This window comes from Streptomyces sp. WAC06614 (assembly GCF_003949795.1).
In the GTDB taxonomy this organism is placed as follows: domain Bacteria; phylum Actinomycetota; class Actinomycetes; order Streptomycetales; family Streptomycetaceae; genus Streptomyces.
The window spans coordinates 1-15,938 of the sequence record NZ_RPRY01000165.1 but is presented as its reverse complement, the minus strand read 5'-3'; the positions used below and the strand labels follow the sequence as shown (position 1 = coordinate 15,938).

Sequence of the window (15,938 nt, the reverse complement as noted above, 5' to 3'; positions counted from 1 at the left end):
CCCCTCCCCCTCCCCTTCCTCTCCTATTGGGCCGAGGGACGGCGGACCGCGCACCACCCGGATCGGGCGAGTCCCTGCGTGGCGATCATGACCGGCGGGCGTGACCATGGAGGGGTCGCCTCTGGGGGGTCAGGGGGCTCCCATGGTGATGCCTTCTTCCCGACTCCACAAACGCCTCGAACACCTCGAACGCCTCGACGACCTCGAGCCGTCCGGCGGGCGTGCCGAGCGCTCCCGGACGTCCGGCCGCCGTGCCGAGCGGTCCCAGGAGACGTCCGGCCGCCGTGCCGAGCGGTCCGAACGTGCCGACCGGCCCGGGCGCGCGCAACCCGCCGACCGGACCCCACGTCCGGGCCGTCCCCCGCGCACCGACCGCCCCGACCGCGACCGCCCCGACCGCCCCGAGCGCCCCGAGCGCCCTGGGCGCCCTGAGCGGCCCGCGCCGCCCGAGCGGCCCGACGACCCGCTGCTCACCGCCAAGCTCTCCGTGCCCCGGGCCGCGCCCGGTCTCGTGCACCGGCAGCGGTTGCTGGACCGGCTCACGCTCGCCACGCAGGGCCCGTTGACGGTCATCACCGGGGCCGCCGGGGTCGGCAAGACCACGCTCGCCGCCTCCTGGACGGCCTCCCGGGCGGCCGGCACCGCCGCGCCCGTCGCCTGGGTGACCCTGGACCGGGAGGACACCCCCGGGGTGTTCTGGCGGTACGTCGTGGAGGCGCTGCTGCGGACCGGGGTCGTGCCGGAGGCCTACATCGGTGTACCCGCCTGCACCGACGAGGTCGACCACTCGCTGCTCGTCCGGATCGCCGCCGCCCTCGAACGCCTCCCCGGCCCGCTCGTGCTGGTCCTGGACGGCTTCGACCTGGTGCCCGGCCGGGAGGTCCGGTCCGGGGTGCGGTTCGTCCTGGAGCATGCCGGACCGCTGCTCCGGCTGGTCGTCATCGGCCGCGAGGACCCGCTGCTGCCGCTCCACCGCTACCGCGCCGAGGGGAGGTTGGCCGAGATCCGCGGGGCGGACCTGGCGTTCACCCGGCGGGAGGCCGCGGCCCTGTTGCGCGGGCACGGGGTGGAGCCGGACGAGGGCGTCGTCGGGGCGCTCATCGAGCACACCGAGGGCTGGGCGACCGGACTGCGGCTGTGCGCCCTGGCCATGGCGCAGTCGGACGACCCGGCCTGCTTCGCCCGGTCGTTCACCGCCTCGGAACAGGCCGTCGCCGACTACCTCCTCACCGAGGTCCTGGCCGTCCAGCCGCCCGCCACCCGGGAGCTCCTGCTGCGCGTCGGCATTCTCGACCAGGTCCACCCCGACCTCGCCGACGCCCTGACCGGACGACAGGACTCCGAACGGATCCTCAGGGACCTGGTCCGCGCCCACGCCTTCCTCGAACCGATCAACGGCACCCACTGGCACCGCCTGCACCCGCTGTTCGCCGAGACCCTCCGCGCCCACCTGCGCTGTGAGCAGCCGGGTCTGGAACCCGGGTTGCACCGCCGGGCCGCGCAGTGGTTCGCCGAGGAGGGGCCCTCCGCCGAAGCGGTGGAGCACTTCGCCGCCGCCGGCGACTGGGGCCGGGCCGCGTCGCTCGCCGTACGGCAGCTGATGGTGGGGACCATGCTGGCCGGCCCCGGCGAACCCGCCGCCGCGCGGACGTTCTCCCGGATGCCCGACGACGTACCGGGAGCCGCGCCCGCCCTGGTCGCCGCCGCCTGCTGCCTGTCCCGGCAGGACCTCCCCGGCTGCCGGAGCCGGCTGGACCAGGCGCAGCGAGCACAACAGGCACGGCGGGGTCCGCAGCCCGCCGGACGCCCTGCTGCGGACGGGAGCCCGGAGACGGACGGGAGCCCGGATCCGGACGGCCACCTGGACCCGGCCGAGGAGCTCACCACCGCCCTGCTGCGGCTCCTCGCCGAGCTCCCGGACGACCGGACCGCCGAGGCCTTGGCGCACCGGATCGCCGAGCTCATGGCCGCCCTGCCGCCCGCGGAGCTCGCGGCCCGTCCCGAGATCGACGCGCTACGCCGCTACGGGCTGGCCTGCGCCCTGCTGCGGGCCGGGCGGCCGGCGCAGGCGCGGGCCGAACTCGACGCGACGGTCCGCGGCTGCCCGGACGACGCCACGGTGCTGCTGCGCCACCAGGCCCTGGGGCGGCTGGCGCTGGTCGAGGCGGTCCTCGGGGCGCTGGGTGAGGCCGAGCAGCACGGCACGGCGGCCCTCGGGCTCGCGGACCGGCACGGCATCCCGCCCACCCACGGATCGGGCGCCGGGCACCTGGCCCTGGCCACGGTGGCCGTGGAACGCGGGGACGCGCACGCGGCCGGCGGGCACCTGGACCGGGCCGAGGCCCTCACGGACACCTCCTCCGACCCCGTGCTGCTGGCCGAGCGGTGCGTCCTGCGGTCGGCGGTCGAACTCGCCCTCGGCCGCCGGCAGGCCGCGGTCGCCGTGCTCGACGCGGCCGGGCCGACCGGGTGTCCCTGGCCGGCGGCGCGCCTGGCCATCGCCCGGTCCGCCGCAGCCCTGGCCCAGGGCGACCCGGCCACCGCCGTCGCCGTGCTCGACGGCGTCGCCCCGGACCTGCCCGCGCGGGCCGTGGCGCTGGGCGAGGCCCACCTCGCCGCGGGACGCGCGGCGCAGGCGACGCCGTACCTCGCCCACGCCCACGCCGCCGACCGGGACGCGACCACCGCCACCGACGTGCCCCTCGCCGTGACCCTGTCGGACCGGGTACGGGCGCAGCTCCTGCATGCGCACGCCGCCCTGCTGGACGGGGACGAGGAGGGGGCACGGGCCCACCTCGCGGCGGCCCTGGACACGGCACGCCCCGAGCGGCTGCGGCGGCCCTTCACGGATGCCGGGCCGTGGCTGCGGGGTCCGCTGGCCCGGCTCGACGCACAGCGGGGCGGGCACAACTGGCTCACCCGCGGATCCGGGGCCGGATCCGGGCCCGGGGCCGGGTACACGGCCGGGGCCGGGGCCGCGTACGGCACGGGTCCGGACGCTGCCCGGGACGGGGACCGGGGTCGGCTCGTCGTGGAGGAGCTGAGCCCCCGGGAGAAGGAAGTGCTCGAACAGGTGGCCCGGATGATGTCGACCGCGGAGGTCGCGGCCGAGCTGCACCTGTCGGTCAACACCGTCAAGACCCACCTGCGCAGCGTCTACCACAAGCTGTGCGTCTCGCGCCGGCGGGACGCCGTGGACCGCGCCCGGGAGCTCCACATCCTGTGACAGCGCCCGACCGGGATTCTCACCTCCACCGGGTGAGGCACGCACGGCGGCACCCGGACGAGCATGGACGCATCGCCCCGGCCCAGAGGGGCCGGGGCCACCCGGCAGGGTGCGAAGGGCAGCGGCTCATGCGCTACGAATTCCGTATCTCCGGCCATGTCTCCCGGCCCGTGTCCCAGGCCTTCCCCGAGCTGAAGGCGGTGGCGGCGCCCCGGCAGACGCTGTTCTTCGGCGTCGTGACGGACGAGGCCCACCTGTACGGACTGCTCGGCCGGTTCCGCGACCTGGGCCTGCGCGTCGAGGAGATGCGCCTCCTGCCCGACTGACGTCAGGACCGCCCAGGAGGACACATGGCCGCCCGGCTGGGCTCCCTGGTCGCCCGGACACGGTCCGCGACCGCTCGTACGGTGGAACGTTTCCAGCAGATCAGCCCGGTCGAGGCCGCCATCCGGCTCGCCGCCCAGGCGTTCCTGGCCGCCCTGCCCCTGCTGCTGGTGGTCGCGGCGTTCGCGCCCGGTGCCGTGCACGACCTCATGACGGATTCGCTGCGCTCGATCCTGGGGGTCCCGAGCGATCTGATCGCGGACGCCCGGCGGTCCTACACCGACAGCGGTGCGGTGAAGAACAGTTCGGGGGCTCTCGGCGTGCTGGTGGCGCTGGTGTCGGCCACCGCGATGAGCCGGGCGCTGCAAGCCGTGTGCGAGCGCTGCTGGCGGTTGCCGAAGGCCGGGGCGCGGGTCTCCGCCTGGCGCTGGCTGGTGTGGCTGGTGGTGTGGCTGGTGCTGTTGTTTGCGCAGGCGCCGCTGCACCGGGGCTTCGGCGCGGGCCCCGCCGTCGGGTGTGTGCTGTCGCTGCTGACGTCCGTACTGCTGTGGTGGTGGACCCAGCATCTGCTGCTGTGCGGGCGGATCGGCTGGTGGCCGCTGCTGCCCGGTGCCGTGCTGACCGGCACCGGCATGGTGGCCCTGTCGTACGTGTCCCCGCTGGTGATGCCGAAGGCGATGGAGCGCAGCTACGGCGAGTTCGGTCCTCTGGGGCCGGTCTTCACCCTGCTGAGCTGGCTCATCACCGCGTTCATGGTGGCGGTGACCGGGCTGGCCGTCGGGGAGTCCCTGGCGACGTCGGCCTGGTACGGGCGGCTGACGGCCCGGTTCACCCGTCGCGGGTGATCCGCTCGGGCCGCCCTCGCCCGCACATTCGTACTGCCCGTAGTTGCAGAGGAGAGACAGATGGACGGTTCCCTGCCTTTGGCGTACGACTACCCGATGCTGAGCATGCTCTGGACCATCATGTGGGTCTTCCTCTGGGTCCTGTGGTTCTTCCTGCTGTTCCGCATCATCACGGACATCTTCCGTGACCACGAGCTCGGCGGGTGGGGCAAGGCGGGCTGGCTGATCTTCGTCATCCTGCTGCCCTTCCTGGGCGTGTTCATCTACGTGCTGGTGCGGGGCAAGGGCATGAGCAAGCGCGACATGAAGCAGGTCGAGGAGCAGCAGGCGGCCGTGGACGACTACATCCGGCGGACGGCCGGCGCACCCGCCGGGGGCGGGGCGAGCGAGGTCGACCAGCTGGCCAAGCTGTCGGACATGCGGGCCAGCGGGGCGATCTCCGAGGAGGAGTTCCAGCGGGCGAAGCAGAAGGTCCTGGGCTGACCGGCCGAGCCGGACGGTGCGTCACGGCCCCTTCGGGTGGGCCGGCCCCGCGGGGGCCGGCCCGCCTTCGGCCGGGTCGTCGGCGGCGGGACCGCCGTGGGTGGGCCCGCCGTCGACCGGTCCGCCCGGGGCTGCCGCGCCGACGGCCGGCTCCTGTGCCAGGAAGTCGACGATCGCCAGGGCGAAGAGCAGGGCGAGTGCCAGGGCGAGCACGACCAGGCCCGTCGGGTAGCTCCACAGGACGTAGGTGAGGACGGCCGCGGCCACCAGGATCCAGACGATCCAGGTCCGGCGGCGGCGCACGAAGGGTCCGACCGGGCCGGTCCGCAGACCGGCCCGGTCGGCCGTCGTACGGGCCGCCCCAATGCCGGAGTGCCACATTCCGCGCAGCACTCCGGCCCGGCGGCCGGGGCCGGTCAGCCAGGCGGACACGGCGATCACCACGCCCAGTGCCGCCACCGTCCGCACCGACTGGCGCAGGAAGCGGACCAGGGTGTCGTACACCGAACCGGCGGCGGGCTGGGAGACCCCCTCCGGCAGGGCGTCGAGGTAGATCACCCGGAAGACGGTCAGGCCCACGCCCAGCAGGACGACGGCGAACGCGACGCCGAGGGCGGCGGCGACGAGGGCGCGGCGGCGGTGCTCCGAGAGCCAGATGCCGACGGCGAGCAGGATGATGCCGAGGACCGGCAGCCAGGTGCCGACGAGCTGGAGGAGACGGAAGCCGGTCTTGAGCCGGCCGATGTCGTCGGCCTTGACGAGGGTGAAGTCGGTGTGGATCTCGGGGATCTTGCCCGCCACGCCGAGGCCCGCGTCCACCAGACGCTGCTTGACCTGCTCGATGACCGGTGCGAGGTCGAGGGTGACGGTGTTCTGGTTGATCTTGACGGCGCCGCCGCCGCTGCCGGTGAGGGCCTTGTCCACGGACGCGTGGATCTTGCGGTTGGCCTCCGTCCAGACCTTCTCGAAGGCGTCGGAGGAGACGACGTCGAGGGCCTTGTCGTGGACGAAGCTGCGGACGGCGTTCTCGATCGGGTCGCTGAGTTTGCCCAGGGCCTTCGTGAGGCGGGGACGGTCGTCGGGGGCGACGTCCTCCAGCAGGGAGTTCAGGTCGATGTGCTGCATCACGGCATCGGTCGCCCGGTTGGCCACGGCAGCCTGGACGTCCGCGTCGGAGGCGAGCGGGGCAACGGTGTCGACGTAGCGGTCGGTGTTGCCGACGATGTCGGCCGTCCAGGTGGCCACGAGGCTGAGCGGTGCCAGGATGCAGCCGAGGACGATCAGCACGGCGGCCCAGAAGTGCCGTACCCGGTGCCGTTTGGGCCGCTCACCCCCGGCCGCCACCTTGGCCTCCAGCTCGGCCACCCGCGCGTGGAGCACGGACAGTTCGTCGTCGGTGCCCCCGCCGCCCGTCCCACCGGGTTGGGTCCCCGTCATGCGCTGCTCCCTCACCTGGTCCGCGTCGCTGCCGGAATGCCCAGATAACCGTGGGCCCCGGGGGGCGGGCGAGCGGAGCGGCGCCGTACGGGTGAGCGGCGGCGGGGCGGGTGAGCGACGGCAGCGCGGGGCTGCTACGTCCGGGCGGCCGGTCCGGGCCACGCGTCGCGGCCGGCCAGATGGAGGACCAGCGCGGCGATGTTCCAGGCGTCGTCCTCGCCGCGGTGGTGGCGGCCCTCCAGAGGGAGGCCCGCCACGGTCAGGGCGCGGGCCATGCCGGGGCGCTTGCGCAGACCGTACGCCTCGGTGAACACCGCCTTGGCGTTGATGTGGTGGCGCCCGAACGGGTAGGGCACGGCGGCGGCCTGGCACTGACGGGTGAACTGGTGCCGGTCGTAGTCGCCCCAGCTCGCCCACGGCCGGGCCCCGGCGGCGTGCTCGGCCGCGAGCAGCCGGCACGCCTCGGCGAAGCCGATCCCGGTGTCCACCTCGGCCTGGGTGAGGCCCGTCAGCTCCGTGCAGAACGGGCTGACGGACGACCGGGCGGGACGCACCAGGATCCGGTGCCGCCCCACCCGCTCCGCCGTGCCGAGGTCGACCACGGTCAGCCCGATCTCGATGATCTCGCTGACGGCCCCGGGCGGGGGCGTCCCGTCCCAGCAGGTCGCTTCGACGTCGACGACGTTCAGCAACTGCGCGTCCGTCCGCGGCGCCCTGGGCGCCGTCGGGGTCTTCGGTGTCATCGCTTCCTCGGTGGGTATCGGGTCGGGCTCAGGACAGGGACAGGGACAGGGACAGGGACAGGGACAGGGACAGGGACAGGGACAGGGACAGGGCCGGGGCCGGGGGCCTGTTCGGGGGTCAGAAGCTGTTGCTGCGGACCGGCCCCGAGGAGCGGATCGGGGCGCGCGGCCCCGTGCGCCACAGCGGGGCGACGGCGGTGGCGAAGGCGCGGAAGGCCGCGTCGGTGTCGGCGTCCGCCGGGGCGGAGCCGTCGCCCGGATCGGCCGGGTGGGCACCGGCCGCGACGATGTCGCGGGCGATCGCCTCCTCCGGCCGGGTGTCCGGCTCCCCCGGCCCGTGCGCGGTCAGCCGTGCGCCCCACGGCTCGGCGCCGACCTGCCGGTGCAGCCCGCTGAAGTCGGCGGGGACGGTGTCGGTCTCGGTCCACCGGGTCGCGTGCTCGTACAGGACCTGGCCGGGTGCGCGGTCGCGCAGCCCGTCCTGGACCTCCGGGTCGTGGTCGCCGAGGTCGTACGCCACGACCAGCGTGTCCGGGCGCTGCGGTGCGTACGGCACGAGGTCCAGGGCCAGGATCTCGGCCGCCGCCAGGGCGAGGATGCGGTCGGAGCGGCCCGGCAGGGCGCTCACCGCGTCGGGGCGGTGCCCGGCCGCGTCCAGGGCGACCGCCAGCCGGTCCAGGCTGCGGCGGCAGGCCTCGTAGCTGTCGCTGAGGTAGGCATAACGGCCGCGCATCACCTGGAACCCGTACGGCGAGAGGCTGCCGAGCAGTGTTCCGGTCAGTACGAACTGCCAGCCGCGCAGGTCGGTGGCGTCCAGCGGGGACGTGCGGGCGGCGGCCTCGGCACGGTCGAGCATCCGGCGGAGCCGGGCGTGGGCCCAGGTCCACGCGTCGTCGTCCGGCGCGGGAAGGCGGGCGGCCCGTTCGCGGGCGGTGGCGAGGTCGCCGGAGAGGAGCGCGTTGCAGGCCACGAGGTACTGGCCGGGCCACGGCTCGAGGAGGGCTTCGTGGCGCAGCAGTTCCTGTGTCGCCTCGCCGTGGCGGTCCTCGGCCTCCAGCGCGGCGACGAGCTCGGACAGCGGTCGGCGGCCGGCAGGCCCGGGGGTCAGCCGCAGGGCCTCGCGCAGGGCGGGTACGGCGGCGAAGGCGATGCCGTGCTCGATGCACAGGTAACCGAAGGCGTAGAGCCGGCGCGGATCGCCGGGCTTGCGGGCGGCCTTCTCGGCCGCCTTGGCGAGTTCACGGAACCCGACGGCCTCCGCGAGCGGCCCGACCTCGGCGACGAGGTCGGCGAGCTCGGCGGTGTCGGCCAGGGGGCGCAGGGTGCGGACGGCGCTGGGTATGTCGCCGGCGGCCACATGGCGCCGGACGTCGTCGAATGCGGTGCTCATCGCCGACGATGATCGTCGACCCCGCCGGGCCGGACCAAACGAATTCCCGGCGCGGCCGGCAGGACCGACGGCGCTGCCGGGGACACCACGGCCGATCCGGTCGACCCGCCGCCCGAAGACCGGCCGACGGCTCGGTGGCTGGACCGGCCCCCGCGCACCGACGCCCGGGGACGCGCACCGTCGGGGCCATGCCGGCGGCCGGGAACGGAGCGCCGCGGCCCTGCGGCAGCCGGACGCAGTGCACCGCTGACGGCTCGGCACGCGTCGGCGGCGGGCGGCGGCGGGCGGCAGCGGACCGGCGGGACGCCGGAACGGGTCGGAGCGGCGGGACGCCGGAACGGGTCGGAGCGGCGGGACGCCGGAACGGGTCGGAGCGGCGGGACGCCGGAACGGGTCGGAGCGGCGGGACGCCGGAACGGGTCGGAGCGGCCCGGTGGCCGGGGCGGAGGGCCTCTCAGTCTCCGCCGCCCCCGCCTCCTCCGCCGCCCCCGCAGGACGAGGAGCTGCCGCAGGATGCCGAGCCGCAGCTGTCCCCGCCGTCGCTCCATGCGCTGCGGCGGCGGCGCGACTTCTTGGGGCCGAGCAGTAGCTGGAAGGCCACCAGGCCGATGACCAGGACGATGGTCAGTGCGGTTCCCATCGCGCACCCCCGTTCTCCGCGTTCCGTTCGGTCGTGCGTGCAGGATGCCCTGGTCAGGGGCGATTCCACGCACCGCTTGAGCAACTTCAGAGCTTCCGGCGCCGCGCGGTGCCGGACCGCGCTCGAAGTCACCGCCCACGGTCTGAGCACCCGCTGGCCCCGCCGCCATGCGGGTGCGGGTACTGGGTACCGCGGCCGGCGGCGGGATCTCCCCGTCAGGACGTCGTCTGCAGGGCGGGCCTGCGCGGCGAGCGGATGCGGCGGATCCCGATCAACGGCGACACCGAGTCGGTCGGCACCCCCACCTCGTACTGCGTGGCGACGTACGAACATCTGCGCACGGTCACCAAGTGCCCGGCGCGCACCAGTTGTGGCTGACGACGACCGACGCCGACAACAACGGCGGTGCTCCTGACAGCTCCGACAAGACCTACCGCATCACCGTCGGCCGAGACGGGCGGACGGCCGGGGTGCGGCCCCGGACCGCCCAGGCCCGCAGCCCGAGGGTGATCGACCCGTCCGGCCGCGCCGGCACGGCCGCGCGCAGCGCGTCGTGCAGCCGGGCGCGGGCGGGCGGGGCCAGGGCCGCGACGTAGCCGGGGGCGGGGCCCTGCCCGGCGAGGAACGGCTCCCACAGCTCGGTGAAGTCGGCGAGGACGGCGGTCGGTTCCACGGGGGTGACGGCCACCTCGGACAGTCCCGCGCCGGTCCAGAGCCGGCGCAGCGGCTCCGGGCGGCACAGCGGGAACCGGGTGCGTTCGTCGAGTCCGGCCGCCGCGGGGTCGGCGGCCGTGGCGGCCGCCCAGAAGCGGTCGAGGAGGTCCATGCCGTCGCCGTAGGCCCAGACGTACGCGGCCACCGTCCCGCCGGGACGCACGGCCCGCACCGCCTCGGCCACGGCGTCGTGCGGCGCGGGCAGGAAGTTGAGCACGAGCCCGCTCACGGCGACGTCGAACGAGGCGTCGCGCACGGGCAGCCGCTGCCCGTCCGCCACGGCGAGCCCCACCTGCGGGGGTACGGCGGCGCGGGCGGCCGCCGTGAAGGCGGCCGAGCGCTCCACGCCCACGACCGTCCGGGGACGGCAGCGCGCGGCCACGGTCGCGGTCAGGGCCCCCGTCCCGCAGCCCACGTCCAGCCAGCGCAGCCCCGGTCCGCAGCCAAGCCAGCTGACGAACAGCTCCGCGGCCCGCCGGCTCCACCGGCCCATGTACCGCTCGTAGGCGTCCCCGGCCGCCGGACGCCCACCGCCCCACACGTCGAACCGGCCCTGTTCCTCCGCCACCCCACCACGATCCCCGCCCGCCGACCCCGTCCACGCCACCGACACGCACGATGATCCCGCGTGGAACCGGCATCGAACCGCCCTCGAACGGGTACGTCGATCCGGCGCACGGATCCTGCGCAGCCCTCGCCTGGAAAGTATGATCAAGCAATGTCTGAGATGACCGAGACCACGCCCGGCTGGCTGACCACGGACGAGCTGGAACTGGCCAGGGCCCGGATGCCCATCCTGTACGTCGAGGCCGTGCCCGTACGCGTGGACGACAGCGGTGACGTCACCAGCATCGGCCTGTTGCTGCGGATCGGAGCGGACGGGACCGTCAGCCGGACCCTGGTCTCCGGCCGCGTGATGCACCACGAGCGGGTACGGGACGCCCTGCTGCGCCACCTGGAGAAGGACCTCGGCCCGGTCGCGCTGCCCCGGATCCCGGCCTCGCTCCAGCCCTTCACGGTCGCCGAGTACTTCCCCACCGTGGGCGTCAGCCCGTACCACGACCCGCGCCAGCACGCGGTCTCCCTGGCCTACATCGTCCCGGTGTCCGGCGACTGCCGCCCCCGCCAGGACGCCCTGGACCTGGTGTGGTTCAGCCCCCAGGAAGCCGCGTCCACGGCGGTGCAGATGGAGATGCCGGGCGGGCACGGGGTCCTGCTGCGACAGGCACTCGCGCATGTCGGCCACGTGTACTGAGCGATCGGCTGCTCCGGGGCGGACCGTTTTCCGTCCGGGCCAACTACTGCTCAGCTGACGGGTGTTGCGCGATCGGCGTCGTGAAGCGGCGCCGCCCTGGGCCCGAGTCGGCCGGACGAGTGACACGGGCGCGGGTGCGGGCCGGGGTGCTGGTGGCCCGGGGTGCCGTGGGCTGTCATGGGGGTCTGGGTCGTCGGGGAGCTCGGGCTGTCGTGGAAGCAGCGGAGGAGGAGGTGCGGGCCGGTATGGACGCGTGCGAGCGGATCGGCGTCCGACCGGTCGACGTCCGACGGATCGACGTCCATCAGCACGTCATCCCGCCAGACCGGGTCCGCGCGTTGGCCGAGCGGGCCGCCGCCCTCGGCTGGCCCGCGCCCTCCTGGGACCGGCAGGGCGCCCTGGCGATGATGGACCGCCGCTCGATCGCCACCGGCCTCCTCTCGTACGCCGCCCCGCTGGCCGCTCCGGGCGACGTCGCCGGGGCCCGGACCTCGGCCCGGTACGTCAACGAGTTCACCGCCGAACAGGTCAAGGACCGGCCGGACCGCTTCGGCCACTTCGCCGCGCTCCCCCTGCCGGACGTCGGCGGGGCGCTCGCCGAGGCCGTCCACGCCCTGGACGAGCTCGGCGCCGACGGGGTGATGGTCCTGTCCAACGCCGAGGGCCGCTACCTCGGCGATCCGGAGTTCGAGCCGCTGTGGGCCGAGCTGGACGCGCGTACCGCCGTGGTGCTCGTCCATCCCACGGCGCCGCCCGGGGCGCCGGTCCCGGGGCTGCCGAGCCCGCTGGTCGACTTCCCGTACGACACCGCCCGCACGGCCCTGCACCTGGCGCTCGCCGGGATCCCCGGGCGGTACCCCGGGCTGAGGATCATCCTTCCCCATGCCGGCGGCTTCCTGCCGTACGCCGCCCACCGCTTCGCCTCGGCCGCCCGGCTGCGCCCGGACGGCACGCCCCAGGACCTCATGGCGGAGCTGCGGCGCTTCTACTTCGACACCGCCTTCTGCGCCGGGCCCGCCTCGCTGCCCTCGCTGCTCGCCTTCGCCGCACCGGGCCATGTGCTGTACGGCAGCGACTTCCCCATGGTGCCCGAGGAGTGGTGCGGCGGCTTCGACGAGGCGCTGGAGGCCTACCCGCACTGGTCGGACGGACAGCTCCACGCGGTCCGTCGCGGCAACGCCGAGCTCCTCGTCCCGCGGCTGGCCGCCCACGCCTGACCGGCAGCGCCCGGCCGTCCGCGGCTGACCGGCCGCACCTGGCCGCCGGCGCTCGACGGCCCGCACTCGGCCGACCGTCGGGGGCGCGCCGCCCGGCGGATCGGTGCACGGGGCAACGATCAGCAGTTCGAGCCACTCTGATACTTCTTCAGGCCATGAAGAAGATCACTCGCCGACAGACCCTGGGCATCGCTGCGGGGGCAGCCACCGCCCTGGGGGTGACCGCCGCGGTCATACGCTCGTCGGCCACGTCCGCCCCCGAGCCCGGCGCCTCGGCCAAGGGGCCCGCTCCGACCGGTTCCGTGCCCGCCCTGCCCGACGTGTCCGCCCTCGACGAGGTGTACCAGGGCAGCCGGATCCAGATCGTCCCCGCCGCCGGTGGCGGCCACCACGACGGGCACCACCTGCCGAGTCTGCCGACCATCCGGATCGACGGCAAGGAGCTGCACCTCATGCCGAACGCGGACGGCACCTGGATCAGCGTGGTCAACCACTACGAGACCTTCCCGGACCCGGTCTCGGCCGCCCGGGCCGCCGTCCGCGACCTCAAGGGCGCCGCCCTCGTCCCCTTCGACCCCAAGGCAGGCAGGGCGTGACCGTCCGCAAGAACCAGGCCAAGCTCACGGCGGACGAGAAGCGGGGCTTCGTCAACGCGGTGCTGGAGCTCAAGCGGACCGGCGTCTACGACCGCTTCGTCACCGCCCACAACTTCTTCCTCAAGAACGACTCCGACTTCGGTGACCGGGTCGGCCACCGGTCGCCGTCCTTCCTGCCCTGGCACCGCCGGTTCCTCCTCGACTTCGAGGCCGAACTGCAGAAGGTGGACCCGAAAGTGTCCCTCCCTTACTGGGACTGGACCGAGGACCGCACGGCCCGCTCGTCGCTGTGGGCCCCGGACTTCCTCGGCGGGACCGGTCGGGACCGGGACGGCCAGGTCACGGACGGGCCGTTCGCGTACGCGGGCGGCAAGTGGCCCGTGACCGTGGGCGTGGACCAGCGACCGTACCTGCGCCGGGCCCTCGGCGTGGCCGTGCCCGAGCTGCCGACGAAGGACGAGGTCAAGGCGGTGCTGGCGCTGGCCGAGTACGACGCGGCGCCGTGGAACAGCACCTCCGGCGGCTTCCGCAACCACCTGGAGGGCTGGCGGGGTTCGGGCATCCACAACCGGGTGCACGTCTGGGTCGGTGGCCAGATGGCCAGCGCGGCCTCGCCCAACGACCCGGTGTTCTGGCTGCACCACGCGTTCATCGACATGCTGTGGGCGCAGTGGCAGATCCAGCACCCGAAGTCCCCTTACCTGCCCGGGGCGGCGACGCCGAACGTGGTCGACCTGCGCCGCGCGATGACCCCGTGGAACAACGTGACGCCGGCGGACCTGCTCGACCACCGCACGTTCTACACCTTCGACACCGAGCAGGCGAACGGCACCAAGCGGTAGCGCGTGGCCAGTGGCCCGAACGACCCCTGGCCGGCCAGGCTTTGGGGCGGACCGACCGTTCTTCCGCTGACGCAGACGTCCTCTCGGACGCCCACTCAGCGGAAGGCGGTGACCCGGGCGGCGGTCCCGCACAGGGCGAACTCGCCGCCGTCGTCCGGCGCGAGCTGGAAGGCGCCGCCCGCGACGCCGACCACCAGGGAGGGCGCCACCGTCGGCTCGGCCCCCGACGCGCAGTAGCCGTCGGCCTCACCGAGGACCGGGGTGAACCGCACGGTGGTCGACGCCGTACCGCCGGCGGGCAGCACGACCGTCCGGGCCGTCCCCAGCCGCTGCACGGACAGGGGCTTGTTGCGCTGGGGCGAGCCCAGCCCGGCCACCGCGACGGTGGGGTAGCCCTTCAGGGCACACGCCCGGGAGCCGTCGTTGACGACCGTGATGCGGACCTGTGCCGCGCCCGTCCGGGCCGCGCTCACCGCCGCGAGCTGGCTGCTGCGGCACGGTGGCGTGGGCGCCCGTACGACGGCCTCCCCGGCCGTGTCCGCGACGGCCGCTCCCCCACCGGCCAGCAGCATCCCGCCGGCCAGGACCGCCGACGCCAGGAGTACGCGCATGCCTGTCCTCCCTCGCGAGGTCACGGGCGACCGAACGCGCGCCCGCTTCTGCCCTACCACCCTGGCACCGCACCGGTCGGGGGCGCGAGCGGAGCGGCGATCCGGGCAGGTCAACGGCGGGACGGGCTGCTGCTCGGCCTGCTGCACGGCCCGGGCGGCGCCCGGGATCACGCCTCCGGCCCACCCTGGATGCGGCGATCGCCGCCCTCGGTGACCATCACACCCAGGGGCCGGACCCGCCGGCCACCGGCCAAGGCACCGGCCACCGGCCACCGGCCACCGGCCACCGGCACGAGGAGGAGCTGTGACGCAGCTGGCGCGGATCCCCCTGGCGGACGGCGGCTCGCTGCTGGTCGAGGCGCCGGGGGCCGGGGAGGGTCCGATGGAGGAGGGCCGCTTCGGCGAGGTGATCCACGAGCTCCCCGAGAACCTCCAATCGGCCCTGGGCTCGGTGACGGAGGCGGCGACCGCCATGCTCGACCAGTTGCGCAAGGCGCGACCCGACGCGATCAACGTCGAGTTCGGCGTCGACCTCTCGTTCGAGGCGGGCGCGGTGATCACCAAGAGCAGCGCCAACGGCCACCTGCGCGTGTCGATGTCCTGGGAGGGCGGAAGCCGCACCTGAACGCCCGGCCGGCCTCGCCGAGTCAGGGGCGACGGGTGGCCACGAGGGTGGCGAAGGCGAGGAGGAGCGCGGCGCAGAGGAAGGCCGGCCAGGGGGAAGTGTCGCCCACCAGGACCGGGGAGACCCGGCGTCGGGCGTCGTAGGCCACCTCGATCTCGCCGCCCGCACGGGCCACCGCGTGGTCCTCCTTCAGTTCGGTCGGGTAGCCGCCGGGGCAGGTCAGGACATGGCGGTAGACGGTCCGGGAGGCCGGTGCGCCCTCGCCGGCCGTGTGCGAGCCGCGTTCCTCGATCTGACGGACGACGCAGAGCGCCCGGTCCGGCCGGGCCGCCGCCCGGTCCGCGGCCGCGACGACCGCCAGCAGTCCCACCGCGACCGCCAACGCCCCGAAGACGCCGCCGCTGCCGCCCCGTAGCGCGCCGTACGCCACCGCCGCCCCGAGCACCAGCACGGCGCCTCCGACCAGGGCCACCGGGCCCGGTGGCGCCGAGTCCGCGCTCAGACACCACCAGGACCAGCCGTGGACCAGCCCGGCGGCGGCAGCGGGCAGCAGCACCGCGACACCCCGCATCCTCGCCTTCTCCCCCATGGCTCCCCCCTGGTTGCCGGGACGCCCCGGCCGGGACGGACGGTTCCTGAGGCGTTCCGCGCGGCGGCCTCTTTTCCTCCCGAAATATCTTGACGTCGAGATTGATCTTCCGGCAGGCTACGGCGAGCGTAAGTATCTCGACGTCGAGATATCTTCTCGGGGGAACGGAGGCGCCCGGCATGGGGCGAGAACGGGCAGGCGGCGGAGGCACGGGTGTAGGGGGCGCAGGCGGCGCCTGCGACGCCGGACACGGCACGAGTGACGGACACGGCACGAGTGGCAGGCGCGACACGGGTACCGGGCCCCACACGCGTACCGGCGGCGGTCCCGGCCGGGGCGTCCCGGCAACCAGGGGGGAGCCATGGGGGAGAAGGCGAGGATGCGGGGTGTCGCGGTGCTGC

17 protein-coding genes are annotated in these 15,938 nt (G+C 74.8%); 10 read left to right on the top strand and 7 right to left on the bottom strand.

What is annotated here, in order from left to right:
• The first annotated feature begins 148 nt into the window (after positions 1-148).
• The 4 genes from EF918_RS39105 (at position 149) to EF918_RS21590 (ending at position 4,878) form a co-directional block, all read left to right on the top strand.
• Positions 149-3,226, top strand: a complete 3,078-nt coding sequence (locus EF918_RS39105; protein WP_125649164.1) for a LuxR C-terminal-related transcriptional regulator — start codon at positions 149-151, stop codon at positions 3,224-3,226.
• 128 nt (positions 3,227-3,354) lie between these two features.
• Entirely contained in the window at positions 3,355-3,552 is a 198-nt protein-coding gene (locus EF918_RS21600) for a hypothetical protein (protein WP_125649161.1), read from the top strand.
• 24 nt (positions 3,553-3,576) lie between these two features.
• The gene (locus tag EF918_RS21595) at positions 3,577-4,395 is read left to right on the top strand and encodes a YhjD/YihY/BrkB family envelope integrity protein (protein WP_125649158.1); all 819 of its coding nucleotides are present in this window, start codon (positions 3,577-3,579) and stop codon (positions 4,393-4,395) included.
• Between the two features lie 60 nt (positions 4,396-4,455).
• Positions 4,456-4,878: an SHOCT domain-containing protein gene (locus EF918_RS21590; protein WP_125649155.1), complete on the top strand. Its 423-nt coding sequence runs from the start codon at positions 4,456-4,458 to the stop codon at positions 4,876-4,878.
• A 21-nt stretch (positions 4,879-4,899) separates the two neighbouring features.
• On the opposite strand, the gene EF918_RS21585 is transcribed toward EF918_RS21590, so the two are convergent.
• The 4 genes from EF918_RS21585 to EF918_RS21570 all read right to left on the bottom strand — a co-directional run bounded on the left by EF918_RS21585 (position 4,900) and on the right by EF918_RS21570 (position 9,088).
• Positions 4,900-6,315, bottom strand: a complete 1,416-nt coding sequence (locus tag EF918_RS21585) for a hypothetical protein (protein WP_185921847.1) — start codon at positions 6,313-6,315, stop codon at positions 4,900-4,902.
• A 134-nt stretch (positions 6,316-6,449) separates the two neighbouring features.
• Complete coding sequence (locus EF918_RS21580) at positions 6,450-7,058, bottom strand: 3'-5' exonuclease (RefSeq protein ID WP_125649152.1); 609 nt, start codon at positions 7,056-7,058, stop codon at positions 6,450-6,452.
• A 118-nt stretch (positions 7,059-7,176) separates the two neighbouring features.
• Positions 7,177-8,448 carry a hypothetical protein gene (locus EF918_RS39100; protein ID WP_125649148.1) on the bottom strand — a complete coding sequence of 424 codons (1,272 nt, stop codon included), beginning with the start codon at positions 8,446-8,448 and terminating at the stop codon, positions 7,177-7,179.
• Between the two features lie 454 nt (positions 8,449-8,902).
• Complete coding sequence (locus EF918_RS21570) at positions 8,903-9,088, bottom strand: hypothetical protein (protein ID WP_125649145.1); 186 nt, start codon at positions 9,086-9,088, stop codon at positions 8,903-8,905.
• 255 nt (positions 9,089-9,343) lie between these two features.
• Here EF918_RS21570 and EF918_RS38365 point away from each other — a divergent pair, with 255 nt between their 5' ends.
• Entirely contained in the window at positions 9,344-9,466 is a 123-nt protein-coding gene (locus EF918_RS38365) for a hypothetical protein (RefSeq protein WP_260610465.1), read from the top strand.
• 52 nt (positions 9,467-9,518) lie between these two features.
• Here EF918_RS38365 and EF918_RS21565 read toward each other — a convergent pair whose 3' ends face one another.
• Positions 9,519-10,370, bottom strand: a complete 852-nt coding sequence (locus EF918_RS21565) for a class I SAM-dependent methyltransferase (protein ID WP_260610464.1) — start codon at positions 10,368-10,370, stop codon at positions 9,519-9,521.
• Between the two features lie 159 nt (positions 10,371-10,529).
• Between EF918_RS21565 and EF918_RS21560 the strand changes: the two genes are divergently transcribed.
• From EF918_RS21560 to EF918_RS21545, 4 genes are all read left to right on the top strand, one after another.
• Positions 10,530-11,057: an NUDIX hydrolase family protein gene (locus EF918_RS21560; protein WP_185921848.1), complete on the top strand. Its 528-nt coding sequence runs from the start codon at positions 10,530-10,532 to the stop codon at positions 11,055-11,057.
• Positions 11,058-11,269: 212 nt separating this feature from the next.
• The gene (locus tag EF918_RS21555) at positions 11,270-12,274 is read left to right on the top strand and encodes an amidohydrolase family protein (protein ID WP_312847848.1); all 1,005 of its coding nucleotides are present in this window, start codon (positions 11,270-11,272) and stop codon (positions 12,272-12,274) included.
• A 155-nt stretch (positions 12,275-12,429) separates the two neighbouring features.
• On the top strand, positions 12,430-12,870 hold the full coding sequence (locus tag EF918_RS21550; protein WP_125649139.1) for a tyrosinase family oxidase copper chaperone: 441 nt from the start codon (positions 12,430-12,432) through the stop codon (positions 12,868-12,870).
• Positions 12,867-13,712 carry a tyrosinase family protein gene (locus EF918_RS21545; protein ID WP_125649136.1) on the top strand — a complete coding sequence of 282 codons (846 nt, stop codon included), beginning with the start codon at positions 12,867-12,869 and terminating at the stop codon, positions 13,710-13,712. The genes EF918_RS21550 and EF918_RS21545 overlap by 4 nt, the downstream gene beginning before the upstream one ends.
• Before the next feature lie 95 nt (positions 13,713-13,807).
• Here EF918_RS21545 and EF918_RS21540 read toward each other — a convergent pair whose 3' ends face one another.
• Positions 13,808-14,323 carry a DUF4232 domain-containing protein gene (locus tag EF918_RS21540; protein ID WP_125649133.1) on the bottom strand — a complete coding sequence of 172 codons (516 nt, stop codon included), beginning with the start codon at positions 14,321-14,323 and terminating at the stop codon, positions 13,808-13,810.
• Between the two features lie 304 nt (positions 14,324-14,627).
• Here EF918_RS21540 and EF918_RS21535 point away from each other — a divergent pair, with 304 nt between their 5' ends.
• Positions 14,628-14,948 (top strand): CU044_2847 family protein, encoded by a 321-nt coding sequence (locus EF918_RS21535; protein WP_125649131.1) that lies wholly within the window; start codon positions 14,628-14,630, stop codon positions 14,946-14,948.
• A 22-nt stretch (positions 14,949-14,970) separates the two neighbouring features.
• On the opposite strand, the gene EF918_RS21530 is transcribed toward EF918_RS21535, so the two are convergent.
• Positions 14,971-15,519 (bottom strand): hypothetical protein, encoded by a 549-nt coding sequence (locus EF918_RS21530; RefSeq protein ID WP_125649128.1) that lies wholly within the window; start codon positions 15,517-15,519, stop codon positions 14,971-14,973.
• Positions 15,520-15,938 lie beyond the last annotated feature (419 nt).